The 12,679-nt window shown below is 47.5% G+C and carries 14 protein-coding genes; 7 read left to right on the top strand and 7 right to left on the bottom strand.

Features of this window, described 5'->3' with window-relative positions:
* The first annotated feature begins 167 nt into the window (after window positions 1–167).
* The 5 genes from ACI7RC_RS05740 (at window position 168) to desA (ending at window position 3,499) form a co-directional block, all read left to right on the top strand.
* Window positions 168–464, top strand: a complete 297-nt coding sequence (locus ACI7RC_RS05740) for a PadR family transcriptional regulator (protein ID WP_408107277.1) — start codon at window positions 168–170, stop codon at window positions 462–464.
* 1 nt (window position 465) lies between these two features.
* The gene (locus tag ACI7RC_RS05735) at window positions 466–861 is read left to right on the top strand and encodes a permease prefix domain 1-containing protein (protein WP_408107276.1); all 396 of its coding nucleotides are present in this window, start codon (window positions 466–468) and stop codon (window positions 859–861) included.
* Between the two features lie 12 nt (window positions 862–873).
* The gene (locus ACI7RC_RS05730) at window positions 874–1,533 is read left to right on the top strand and encodes a hypothetical protein (protein WP_408107275.1); all 660 of its coding nucleotides are present in this window, start codon (window positions 874–876) and stop codon (window positions 1,531–1,533) included.
* 28 nt (window positions 1,534–1,561) lie between these two features.
* Window positions 1,562–2,419, top strand: a complete 858-nt coding sequence (locus ACI7RC_RS05725; protein ID WP_408107274.1) for a DUF4097 family beta strand repeat-containing protein — start codon at window positions 1,562–1,564, stop codon at window positions 2,417–2,419.
* Between the two features lie 72 nt (window positions 2,420–2,491).
* Window positions 2,492–3,499, top strand: a complete 1,008-nt coding sequence (desA, locus tag ACI7RC_RS05720) for a Delta(5) desaturase DesA (protein ID WP_408107273.1) — start codon at window positions 2,492–2,494, stop codon at window positions 3,497–3,499.
* 102 nt (window positions 3,500–3,601) lie between these two features.
* Here the strand turns inward: desA and ACI7RC_RS05715 are convergent, their stop codons facing one another.
* The 7 genes from ACI7RC_RS05715 to ACI7RC_RS05685 all read right to left on the bottom strand — a co-directional run bounded on the left by ACI7RC_RS05715 (window position 3,602) and on the right by ACI7RC_RS05685 (window position 10,716).
* Window positions 3,602–4,264: an HAD family hydrolase gene (locus ACI7RC_RS05715; protein ID WP_408107272.1), complete on the bottom strand. Its 663-nt coding sequence runs from the start codon at window positions 4,262–4,264 to the stop codon at window positions 3,602–3,604.
* A gap of 76 nt (window positions 4,265–4,340) precedes the next feature.
* On the bottom strand, window positions 4,341–4,904 hold the full coding sequence (gene hxlB / locus ACI7RC_RS05710) for a 6-phospho-3-hexuloisomerase (protein ID WP_408107271.1): 564 nt from the start codon (window positions 4,902–4,904) through the stop codon (window positions 4,341–4,343).
* Window position 4,905: 1 nt separating this feature from the next.
* Window positions 4,906–5,544 (bottom strand): 3-hexulose-6-phosphate synthase, encoded by a 639-nt coding sequence (gene hxlA / locus ACI7RC_RS05705; protein WP_408107270.1) that lies wholly within the window; start codon window positions 5,542–5,544, stop codon window positions 4,906–4,908.
* 29 nt (window positions 5,545–5,573) lie between these two features.
* Window positions 5,574–6,740 (bottom strand): mannitol-1-phosphate 5-dehydrogenase, encoded by a 1,167-nt coding sequence (locus tag ACI7RC_RS05700; protein WP_408107269.1) that lies wholly within the window; start codon window positions 6,738–6,740, stop codon window positions 5,574–5,576.
* A complete protein-coding gene (locus ACI7RC_RS05695) occupies window positions 6,737–7,174 on the bottom strand; it encodes a PTS mannitol transporter subunit IIA (protein ID WP_408107268.1) in 438 nt (145 codons plus the stop codon). Before ACI7RC_RS05695 ends, ACI7RC_RS05700 begins: the two co-directional genes overlap by 4 nt.
* A 16-nt stretch (window positions 7,175–7,190) precedes the next feature.
* Complete coding sequence (locus ACI7RC_RS05690; RefSeq protein ID WP_408107267.1) at window positions 7,191–9,266, bottom strand: BglG family transcription antiterminator; 2,076 nt, start codon at window positions 9,264–9,266, stop codon at window positions 7,191–7,193.
* Window positions 9,267–9,282: 16 nt separating this feature from the next.
* The gene (locus tag ACI7RC_RS05685) at window positions 9,283–10,716 is read right to left on the bottom strand and encodes a PTS transporter subunit EIIC (protein ID WP_408107266.1); all 1,434 of its coding nucleotides are present in this window, start codon (window positions 10,714–10,716) and stop codon (window positions 9,283–9,285) included.
* Between the two features lie 260 nt (window positions 10,717–10,976).
* Between ACI7RC_RS05685 and dhaK the strand changes: the two genes are divergently transcribed.
* Both dhaK and dhaL read left to right on the top strand, forming a co-directional pair.
* Entirely contained in the window at window positions 10,977–11,960 is a 984-nt protein-coding gene (dhaK, locus tag ACI7RC_RS05680) for a dihydroxyacetone kinase subunit DhaK (protein ID WP_408107265.1), read from the top strand.
* A 14-nt stretch (window positions 11,961–11,974) separates the two neighbouring features.
* Window positions 11,975–12,640 (top strand): dihydroxyacetone kinase subunit DhaL, encoded by a 666-nt coding sequence (gene dhaL, locus ACI7RC_RS05675; protein WP_408107264.1) that lies wholly within the window; start codon window positions 11,975–11,977, stop codon window positions 12,638–12,640.
* Window positions 12,641–12,679 lie beyond the last annotated feature (39 nt).

Raw genomic sequence — 12,679 nt, 5'->3', positions numbered from 1 at the left:
AAACTATTCTTGAAAACCCCAGTTAAGTTGCGGCTTTCCAATGAAAAAACCCATTTTTAAAAATTACTTTGACAGATAGAGCAATTCAGGTTAAGATTACTCCATGAGACAGAGTACATGATGCAAGGAGGTTCATTACCATTCGAAGCGATATTATCCGTGGACATTTGGACCCAATCATTCTTCGCTTGATCCTGGAAAAAGACCGGTACGGTTACGAAATCTCCAAAGAAATCAGTCTGCGAACAAAAGACCGATTCCACATCAAGGAAGCTACCTTGTACGCTGTATTTCAACGATTAGAGAGCAGAGAGCTGATCGATTCCTACTACGGAGATATTTCCCACGGGGGCAGAAGAAAATATTATCGAATAACGACGTTAGGCAAGGCTTATCTGAAAGAAACGGTTCGAGAGTGGCAGGAAACCAAGGAAATCATCGATCTGTTTATGGAGGGATTATAAATTGCGAATCAAACAACATGTAGACGCATTGTTCAAGGATGTTCCGGAAAGCGAAAAGAAACAAGTCATCAAACAGGAGATCATCGAAAACCTGGAAGAGAAAGTATTCGATCTGATGCAGCAGGGCAAAGCGGAGGAAGATGCGGTCAATAAAGCAATCGTAGAATTCGGGGACATCGAGGAGATCAAAAAAGAACTGGGTGTTGGACAGCCGATCAAAAAAGATATGGCGAAAATCAATCTCGGTTTCTCCATCTGGGGGAGTATACTCATTATCGCCCTGGTTGCCTTCATCAATTTCTACTATACTCCTGACGTCATTTGGTTTGTTTATCCCACTTTCGGGGTTCTATGGTGGCCGTTGTCGATGTTTTTTCATTGGCTGCGCACTAGGTAAGGGGGCGTACTGATGGATAAATATACGATCGGGTTTATCTTGGCTGGCTGTCTGATGAGCATCATCTTTCTAGTGGTTGCGAACTTCCTGACGAGCCCGGATTTCATCTGGTTTCTTTACCCTGGTTTTACCCTGTTGCTCTTGGTGATGAGCTGGATTTTTATCAAGCAAAGAAAACACAAGCTCCATTCCGTCTTATGCAGTCTCTTGATTATCATGTTTCTCTTTGTGATCAACTGTCTGTATTCACCCGGCCATCCCTGGTTTCTTTATGCGATTTTCCCGCTAGTCTGGTGGCCTGCTTCCGTACTTTCCGGGAAAAAAGCAAAAACGCTGCCTTTTGCATGCATCGCCAGTCTTTGCACGATTGTCTACTACTCCATCTTGAACATTTACATCTCTCCGCCGTATCCGTGGGCGATCTATCCGGCCTATGCAGTCCTGTGGTGGCCACTCGCTTTGTACTATGCACAGAAAAGAAACTATTTCGGATTATCGATCTCTGCCAGTATCCTGACGATTCTCTTTTTTATCACAGTCAATCTAGTCTCTTCACCGGGTACCATTTGGGCAATCTACCCTATCTTCCTGATCCTGTGGTGGCCGCTCAGTATGTATTACTACCATTTTAAAAAGGCACAGCTTCACGCTTCCACCAAAGGGAAATACTAGACGCCGCGTGATGAAGGGAGAAAACGGCATGGTAAAAACCATGACAATGATCGTAATCGGATTCGTAATCGCAGGTTTATTGGGTATGGCGTATTACAAATTCGCTTATACAAGCTCAGGAAAAGGAACGGTCTCCGTAGATAAGCAGTGGGAGATAGAGCCTAATGAATTGGAGAGATTGGAGGTTCAAGGCGGTTCAACGAATTTGAACGTTGAATTTATAGAGAGCCAAAGCAACCAGCCGGGATATGTACACGTAAATGGCACAGCCCATAAGGACGTTGCACAGAAGATCGAATCGGCAGAGATATCTGCCCATACTCTAAGCCTGGACTTAAACACGAATGAATGGGGATTCCCCTCGTTTGATCATTCCGAACGAACATTGCATGTGACCGTTGCTCTTCCAGAACAAGAAATGCTGGACAGTGTCCATTTCCGTCTCCAATCAGGAAATGCGAGCTACAGCGATGTGAAAGGGCGAAATATTCAGATGGGAGCATCGTCAGGAAACATTCGCTTTCATGATATCGAGGCCCAGAATATTTCCATGGAATGTACTTCGGGAAATATCCAGGGAAGCGGAATCACAGGATCTCTCCAAGTTACTTCGAAATCAGGTTCTGTCACCGTTGACGAGCTTTCCGGCAATTCCATCGTGAATGCCACCTCAGGAAACGTCAAAATCACGCAGAAAACAGCGGCGAACACGGACATAAACGCAAGCTCCGGCAACGTGACGATGACGGTAGCCAAAGGTTTTGCCGGTCTTTATGATCTGCGTGCTTCGTCTGGCAATATTAAGGCGCCGGATTCAAAAGGGAAAACACAGGAGGTTGTTAAAATTCGCACAACCTCAGGCAATATCACTGTCAAGGAACAGTAAGCGTCCAGGTAAAACGGCCTTTGCCGGTTCGGTACACGCCGAAAAGGAAAATACTTGATTAAAGGGGAAAATATGAAAAACGAAAGAGCACGCAAATTGAAACAGCACATCGCCGCGTTCGAACAATCAAATGCATGGAGAAGTATTCGACAGATCTGCAACACGATGATCCCCTTTTTTCTCCTTTGGTATCTCGCCTATCAAAGCCTTGCGATCTCGTATTGGCTGACGCTGGGTATAGCCATTCTCGCTGCCGGATTTGTCATTCGGATTTTCATACTCTTTCACGATTGTTGCCACTATTCTTTCTTTAGAAATCGCCGGGCAAATGAGATTTTAGGCACAATCACAGGCATCTTGACGTTTCACCCTTACGACAAATGGCGGCATAGCCATTCGATCCATCACGCGACCAGCAGCAATTTAAACAAACGCGGCATTGGGGATATCTGGATTCTCACAGTGGAAGAATACCTGTCTGCATCGGTATGGAAGCGGACGGCTTACCGCCTGTACCGAAACCCGTTGATTATGTTCGTGTTCGGTCCCTTCTACAATATGCTGATCGAGAATCGCTTTAACAGGAAAGATGCCAAGCTGCCGGAACGTCTCAACACCTATCTTACGAATATAGGCATTGCTGCCGTGTCGGGATTGCTCTGCTGGGCAATCGGATGGCAAGCCTTCCTGTTGATTCAGGTCCCTATTTTTTACCTTTCGGGAGCTGCCGGCATATGGCTCTTTTACGTGCAGCACCAGTTTGAAGACAGCTATTTCGAAAAAGAACAGGACTGGGATTTTGTCAAAGCGGCCGTAGATGGAAGCTCCTATTACAAGCTGCCCAAAGTCCTGCAATGGTTGACCGGGAATATCGGCTTTCACCACGTGCACCATTTAAGTCCTAAAGTACCCAATTACTATTTGCAAAAGGCTCACGACAACATACCCGCTTTTCAGAGCGTAACCACGATTACGATCATCTCCAGCCTGCAAGCGATTCGATTTCGCCTTTGGGATGAAGCCAACAAAAAATTCGTCAGCTTTCAGGAGATCAAGCATTTGCTCGTCAAGGCCGGCTAGGGCTTGATCGGCAGGTACATCAGGGGAGCTGCAGCTTGTATTCTGTTCCGCATGCGATGCGGCAAGCAACTGCAGTCCCCTGGATGTGAGAAGTTTCGATGTCTACCGGAGTGCGGATATTTTCTCGATCACTTCATCTAAAGTCATATCCCGTTTGGAGTTTATTCTCAGGGTGATTCGTTCATCAAAGACAAGCAGCCTGGTTGTTTCATTGGGAACTATGACACAAGGAATGCCAGCTCTGATGGCAGCTAAAGAGCCGTTGGGAGAATCTTCGAATACGATTGCTTCATGGGGCTGTATATCAAAGTAGTGCAGCACCTTCTGGTACAGCTCTGGATCGGGTTTTATCTGCTCTACATCGTCTGCGGTGCAAATAAAATCGAAATACTGGGAAATCGCCAATATACTGACATGCTCATCGATCCAGCTTCTGGGGGAGCTTGATGCTATTGCAATTTTCAAGTTTAATTGCTTCGCTCTTTGCAAGTATTCTATTACCCCTTCTCGCGGCAATTTGCCTTCTCGGATCGATTGATATCTTCTCTCATATTCTGCTTTCAATTCTTCCTTGCTGGCGGTTGGCTGGCGGAGCAGCAATGCTTCGTACGGGTCAAATGCGAGCGAAGTTCCAATCGATTGATTCCACGCCTCTTTAGGGAAATTTACCTGATACTCGTCGTACATTTCTTCAAATGCTTGCAGAACGAAGGTTTCGGTGTCAAAGATAAGCCCGTCAAAATCAAAAATAACAGCTTTTATCATCTTTTTCTCTCCCTCCTTGGCGAAAAGGGTTCACCCCTTCTCTTCTCCAGTGGTGAACCCCTATCTAAGTCCGATCTTATTCTAAATTGGCATGTCTTGCAAACATTTGCTCATTGGTTTGTCCCGTCTTTTTTTGCAGTTCCATGATGATGCTGTCATATACCAGCCAGGTGAGCTGTTCAAAAGACGAGCCTAACGGCTGGACAGACTCCTTTTTGTTCGATTGGGCATCTGACTTAGCCGTTACCCCGGGAATTGTCACGATCACTTTTGCCAGCCGCCCAATCGTATTTTCCGGAAAAATCGTTATGGTTGCGATCTTCGTCCCGATGCGGCTTGCTGTCTGGGCCATGGTTACGAGACTTTTGGTTTCGCCCGAGCCGGAGCCGATGATCAACAAGTCGTCTTGCTGAATCGATGGGGTCGTCGGCTCTCCCACAAAATAGACGGTAAAACCCAGGTGCATCAAGCGATTGGAAAAGGCTCTGGCGACAAATCCCGATCGGCCCGCACCAGCTACAAAAATTCGTTTCGCACGGAGTATCGCCTCTGTAAGCTTATCAAGCTGTTCCTGCTCGATATGTTTCGCATCCTCTTCCAGTTCTTTGATGATCGCCAGCAAGTGAGCGGATTGACTCATCTTATTTGCCTCCTTTTACGATGGCGGCTTTAATGGCTTTGGCCTCCGCCACGGGATCTTTCGCCCGGGTGATTCCCGTTCCGACGATGATCACATCCGGCTGATAGGCGATGTACCGATCCACTGTGCTGCTGTTGATTCCGCCTGCCACAGAGATTTTGGCTGTTGTCACGTGCTCCCTCATCACTTTTAAATCATCGATCGGCTGTCTTCCCGCAGCTTGTTGATCGGCGCCGGTATGGACCGCGACATAGTGTGCCTTGATTTCTTCCATTTCGCGAATTTTTGTCGGCAGATCTTGTACGCAGATCATATCCACCACCATTTGCTTGCCGTATTTTTCGGCTGCTTCAATGCTTGCCCGAGCGGTTAAAATGTCTGTCACTCCCAGTACGGTCGCGTAATCTGCTCCCGCTTCAAAGGCCAATTCAGCTTCGAAGAATCCGCCGTCCATAATTTTCAAATCCGCCAAGATTTCTTTTTCCGGAAAATATCTTTTAAACTCGCGGACTGCTCTCATCCCTTCACGCATCACCAATGGCGTGCCAATTTCAATAATGTCGATCGATTCTCTTACCCTCTCTGCCAATAACAGTGAATCCACTAAGGTTTTTTCGTCTAATGCCAATTGCAATTTCATCTGCCGTCTCTCCTCCGTAAATATTGGGCTTATTTTTGTTTGCTGCTTGATAACTCGTTGTAGCTGGTAATAATCTGAGCGTAGCTCTTTGCGTCTGGACCTATCTTCGTATAATGTTGAATAGCCTGTTCAATCCCGCGGTTTTCGATATATGTTTGCATTTCTACGGCTTGTCTGTCTTCTGGATTTTCAAACAGAAGGGCGGCGGCGATTCCTCTGCACAAGTACTTGTTTTCCACCCCCAACTTTTCGCATGCGGTCGCCGGGCCTGCCAGGCGATCGCTCGGATCCAGCTTGCGAACAGGCGACCGGGCAACACGGGTTATCGGATCTTTGACTCCCGGCGTCATGAAACGGCCGATAACAAAGCGGATGTAATCCTGCAGCTCTTCCCGTGAAAAACCGTATTTTAGCGAAAGCATCTCTGCCGATTCACCGATCGCCGCCAGTACCTGCCGATGGATGTCTTCGTCGGCCAATGCTTCCTGTAAGTACGCATAGCCTTTCAGATAGCCTAAATAAGCGGCGATCGCATGGCTGCAATTGGTGATGTACAGCTTCCTTTCAAGGAACTTTTGCAGATTGTCGGTGTAAACCGCTCCCTGAATCGGTTCTTCCGCGGGATCGGCCAGCTTGTTTTTTTCGATAACCAGTTCGTGTTCACTGCCGATTTCCACCGCTCTTTTTCCGTCGACCGTTACATCAAAAACCATGCGGTCGACGGCTGTATTGGGAAAACAAGCGATTCGCTCCAATTCTTCTTCCGCAATGTCGACGCCGCAGTGCAACAGATCATGTTTCAGCATGTCTGTGGCAAACAAAGCGTTCTCACAAGCCAATACGTTAATCTTCTGTCCGTTTGCCCGTAGCCGCCTTTTCAGTCCTTTCGCAATGGTCGGGGCGATATGCTGCAGGTTGTCCGCCCAGACCGATGTCGTCAGGATACTCCCTTCCACGATTGCCTGGATAGCCTTCTCTTCATCCACGACCGGAGAGACAGCGCTGACGTTATCAATCACCTTTTTCTCGTAGTTGCGGTCGATCAGATAGAGATCATAGCTGTGCGTTTGATTGATTTGCTCAAGCAGCACAGGAGAGACCTCGATAAACGTGATTTCATACCCGGAATCGTGAAGCAAGTCGCCGATAAAGCCTCTGCCGATACTCCCCGCTCCAAAGTGAACCGCTTTTTTCATCGCAATACCCCCGTAAATAACCCCATGATTTCCTGTTTGGTCGCAGCGTTTTTCAGCTTTTCGATATTGGACAGCTCCGAGCAGACAATGGCGATGTTGCTCAGAATCTCCAGATGTTCATTTTGCTTGCCGGCGATCCCGATGATGAGATAGGCGATATTCTCTTCGTCAAAGCGAACCCCCTCCGGCACTTGGATGAAAGAAATTCCCGAATGCATTATCCTGCTCTCCGAATCGCTGACGCCATGAGGAATCGAAACGTGATTGCCCATGTAAGTCGTGACGATTTCTTCCCTTTTCAGCATGTCGGATATATATTCTTCGGCAACGTACCCGTTATCCACCAGGATCCTTCCCGCTGCTTCGATGGCTTCCTCCTTGTTCGCAAATGCTGCATTGAGTCGGATATTGTTTTCATCAAAGACACTTTTCACAAAAATAACCTCTTTCTTACAGTTTCTGAACCAGGTATTGCTTGATTCTTTGGCCCAGGATCCTTTTCAGTGCATGCTCATTTTCTATTTCAAAGGAATGGACGATCTCAACATCTTCAATTGCCATCATCGTTATCTCGCTCAAAAAATCGATCAATAACCCGTTGCTGTGGGCAGGGTAGATCATGACGATCATGGATACGATGCCTGCAGCTTCTTCCGGACCAAACGTGTAGGTATGGTCCGCTACAAGCCGATACACAGACAAAAGCGGCTCATCCAAATGATTGAGATAAAACTCGGAATAGGCCAAACGGGAATCGGGAAGGACTAACACCTCATTTTTCTGCCGCGATGCGATAAACTCTGAAATATCGTTTGATGAGCGAAGCACCTTTTTCTGAAATAAATGCTCCTGAATGTAGTCAATGACATCGATGACCCTTTTTTCGCCTGTAATCGGAACGACTTCAAAGTTTTCGATGAGCTTGATTCCCCAATAGGTGACCAGATTGATTTGCTGCAGCGTCAAAATCGCGTCCTCGTGCCTTTTGGTAGCAGCCAGCTTCTCCCTCTTGACCCCGCGGCTTTTCCCCTCTTTTAGGTTTGCGATCCTCTCTCTTAACATTTCAACTTCTTTCACATTCAACAACGGCGACACCATGATGTATTGATGCTCAGGAAGATATAACGGGATGGTCGAAACAACGAGATCATACTGGCCGAGATCTTCTTCGTGCAGTTTCATCAGCGGAATGACATCCTTGATCAATATCTCAGGAAACTCCCGCTCCAATCGGCTGGCCAGCATCTTTGAGGAACCCATCCCGCTCGAACAGACGACCAATACATGCAGCGCCTTGGCCGTATGCTTCTCCATCGAGACGATAAAGTGCAAGGTCAAATAGCCAATCTCAGAATCGGGAAAATGAGCTTCAGAAAATGTTTTCTTCACGCTTGTTTTGATGACGTGATACAAACTTTGGTAATTCGTTGCGATTTCGTTGATCATCGGATTGGCGGCGAATATTCCGTTGCGAACCTTTGAGATGGAGCGGTCGATGTGAACGGCCAACCCCTCAAGCAAGGATCTGTCGCTGCCAAATTCAATGCCTGTACCCGCTTCCACATCTGCAATGAACTGTCTGACTCTCTGCATAAAGGTGATTTTCGAGGCATCGATCACGCTTTGCTGAGACTCTTTGCGAAAGGTAATGCTGATCAGCCAATACAGATACATCCTTTCGCCATTACTCAACTCGATTTGAAACAGCTGCTGCAGCGATCTTTCAAGTTTCCCTGCTACTTCATGGTTGCAAGGATTGTGGTGAATACACACGTTAAAATCGTCGTAATCCTTCTCGGCAGCATGGGATAAAGTCATCCGGGAAAGCAAAAATACAAATTCCATCAAGTTTGTATCTGTCATTTGTATCTTTTCAGCCATGATGATTTCCCGTGCCATATGGTAAATCGTCCTCAAAACACCTTTGTAATGATACTTCTCCAAAAGCAAAATAAAGTCGTGCCGGCTGTGATTGTCGTGTGTAAGCCAATGAAAAAACGTATCTACTTCTACATTTTCTAAAATAATGCTCGTCAGGTAGTGGCTTTTTAATATGGCATTTCCCTCAAGGAAAATCCCTTCGCTCTTTTTCTTTTTTAAGGTGACGTTGTGATTCGCCGCCATTTCCTCAATGTGATGCAAATCATTTCTGATGGTTTGGATCGACACCCTAAGATCGCTTGCCAATCCTTGAACCTTAATATAATCGTTTTGATGCAGCAGGTGAATCAGCACCATGTCTTTCCGGACCTTAGGGCTGTTAAACCCGCAATCGACCTGGTATTCGTTCAAATAGAGATCGAGCGAATCGATTGCCTCTTTTTCACCGCACAATCGCATCCCTTTTCCAGGAACTGTTTCCAATCGAATCTGATAGTGCTCCAGAACCTTCGTCAAGTCGGTTAGTTCTCTATAGATCGTCCTTTCTGTCAAATTCAGCTTGTTGGCAAGATCCTTAACCGAAATGGTGCCATTTGTCCTTTTCAGCAAATAGATGATGGAACGTGTGCGGGAGGAAATAAACATTTGCTCACCTGCTCGTTTACGTGTTTTTTAGAATGTGGATAATCTTTTCATACTCATTGCTGTCCAGAAAGTTCTTGATGGTGAGAATGGGAACCTTGCTGTTCGGCGCCTTTGCCCGTGCGCGCTCTTCCAGGATGGCATTGGTGATAATCAAATCCGCATCGTCCGGGATATGGTCTACGGAGACGTTGCTGATTTCAATATCGAGCATGGCCTTTCTTGCTTTTGTTTTTAGAATGGATACTCCCATCGCACTGGAGCCCATCCCGGCATCGCAAGCGATGATGACTTTGTGGATCGATTTTCCCGCCGAAATGGCTGCAGGGGCGGCTGCTTTTGCATGTTCTGCCGTCTTGTCACCCGCAAACCTGCTCATGTCTACATTTGTTACTGTCGCGGCCAACTCTTCATTTTCTTCCGACTTGTCCAACTTCAACAAGAAGGAAACAACTAGGAAGGAAGCGGCTACAGCGGCGAAATACGCTGTGATGTTTACGAGGAAGGTCCCTTTTGGCGTCATCATCAATAGTGCGAGAAAGCTTCCCGGCGAGACTGCTGCCACCGTACCCCCGTTTAACAATTGCATGATCAGGAGTGCGATTCCATTGCCGATGATCGGTCCCAGGATGGTAACGGGTTTCATCAGGGCATAAGGGAAAGCGACCTCGCCGATTCCGCCCAAGAATAAAATCCCGGAAGCGGCGGGCGCAGCCTTTTTTGCGACCCCTTTGCCAAAGAAGCAGAATGCCAGCAGCAAACCAACCCACGGACCGCTGTTTCCCTCAACCAAAAACAGAATCGACTTCCCCGCTGCGGCTGCCTGCTCCAGGCCCAAAGGAATCATAATCCCGTGGTTGACCGCATTATTTAAAAACAGGACCTGTGCCGGTTGGACGAGAATACTCGTTAGAGGAATCAGGTTTCTTGCCGTCACCCACTCTACTCCGGTGGAGATGAAGCTGAGAATGACCGAAAAAACGGGTTCGATCGCCATAAATCCCAGGATCATAATCACAGCGCCGACAATTCCCAAGGAGAAATTGTCTACCAGCATTTCCAATCCGGGTTTTACCTTGCCTTTAAACAACAGGTCGACTTTCTTCAAGATGATCGCCGCCAGCGGCCCCATCACCATGCCGCCAATCAGCATAGTGATATCGGCACCGATCACAACGCCCATCGTAGCGACAGCCCCGATCACGCCGCCGCGCCTCCCGTACACGTTATATCCGCCGGTATAACCAATTAATAATGGCAGCAGGTATTTGATAGTCGGGCCTACCATTTGATTCAGATATTCATTGGGAACCCAGCCAGTAGGGATAAACAAGGCGGCCAGCAGCCCCCAGGCGATAAAAGCCCCTATGTTGGGCATGACCATGGAACTCAAAAACCCTCCCATTTTCTGAAGAGAAGCTCGCGTTGAACTTTTCTGCAGTACACTTTCCATACTTTTTCCGTCCTCCTTTTCAGCATCCCATTTACCAACTCATTCAATTTTTGTTGATTGGTAAATTTTCTCTGCCAGTTTCGTAAACGCTTACTTATTTGAATTTTACGGTTGCTCTATTAAATCAACAATGGTTCTTAGTATCAGTTTTTTCAGAGAGTCGTCTGACATTTTTGTTAACATGAAAAATTAGTTTATCGAGTATACTTTTAAGCGATAGTTTCGTTCATCCCTGCAGAAAGAAAGGAACGATAAAAGCGATGAAAAAAATCATCAATAACCCGCATCACGTTGTGACGGATATGTTGATTGGCCTGGCAAAGGCAAATCCGAATGTATCCTATTCCGAGGGATTCGAAGTGATCTTCAGAAAACATAAGTCGGCCAAAGTGGGGGTCATCTCCGGGGGCGGTGCGGGTCATGAACCTGCGCATGCGGGCTACGTGGGGAAAGGCATGCTGGACGCATCCGTGACGGGGAATGTATTTGCATCCCCAAGCCCCGACCGGATCCTGGAGGCAATCCAGCAAGCAGACTCTGGAAACGGTGTACTGATGGTCATTATGAATTACTCCGGGGACAATATGAATTTTCAAATGGCCGGGGAGTTGGCGGAGATGGAAGGAATTAAAGTGGAGCTGGTGGTGGTAAAGGATGACGTGGCCGTACCGGACAGCACCTTCTCAACAGGCAGACGCGGAATCGCCGGAACCGTCTTCGTCAACAAAGTGGCCGGAGCTAAAGCGGATCAGGGAGCCTCCTTGTCAGAAGTGAAAGCTGTGGCTGAAAAGGCCATTCAGAATGTTCGTTCGATGGGGATGGCGATGACCCATTGTACCCTGCCTGGAGTCGAAAGGACGGAGCGGACCCTTGCAGACGACGAGATGGAGATCGGGATGGGAATCCATGGCGAGCCCGGCGTCCATAGGGTTAAGATGCTTTCGGCGGCCGAACTGGCGAAACGGCTCACGGATGACATTCTCAACGATCTGGATTACACCGGCAGTGAAGTGGCCGTCATGGTCAATGGGCTTGGCGGCACACCGCTGATGGAGTTGTACATCCTCTACAACGAAGTTGAGAAACAATTACAGGACAAAAACATTTCTATATACAAATCATTTGTCGGAAATTACATGACGTCCTTTGAAATGGCTGGAAGCTCTGTTACATTGCTGAAGCTTGACGATGAATTGAAAGAATTGCTTGACTATCCATGCGATACGCCGGCGCTAAAAATATGAGGAGGAGAGATTCTATGGGCTTTCGCATCAGTTCGAAAGATTACATGCAATATTTAAAAAATGCCGCAAAAATGATAGACGAACATGGCGACTACATCACAAAACTGGATGCCGCCACAGGAGACGGAGATCATTGGACCAACATTAGCAAAGGCTTTGAAAAACTGGTTTCATCGGCGGAAGAGCTGGAACAACTGCCGATAAGCGACTGCTTCAAGCGGATTGGCATGCTGATGATGTCGACGATCGGAGGCAGCTCTGGCATCCTTTACGGAGGTGCCTACCTGGCCGCCGCCAAAAAGATCGAAGGGAAACAGGACATCAATTCACAAGAGCTTTTCCAGTCGCTGGATGCGATGGTTCATTCGATGATGGAACGGGGCAAAGCAAAACCCGGGTATAAAACAATGATCGATGCCCTCTATCCCGCCGTTGAAGCGTATCAAGCATGCATGGAAAAAGGGCTGGATGAGACAGAGACGCTTCAGGCGGTCAAGCAGGCCGCCATCGCCGGAGCCCAGAGCACCAGAGAGATGGAGGCGGTTCGCGGCCGTGCCTGTTATCAGGCAAACAAGGGCGTGGGCCATATCGATCCCGGAGCCGTGACCATGTCGTACCAACTCTCCGCCCTTGTCGATACGATTCTAGGGACGATTCAATGCTCCAAGGACTTTGAGTGAATGCTCCCACCGCCTGAAGAGGCGGGGGCTTCTTGTTTC

This window comes from Brevibacillus sp. B_LB10_24, assembly GCF_046036945.1.
Taxonomy (GTDB): domain Bacteria; phylum Bacillota; class Bacilli; order Brevibacillales; family Brevibacillaceae; genus Brevibacillus_C.
Note: the sequence above shows the minus strand (reverse complement) of the source record. Positions and strands in the feature narration are given on the sequence as shown.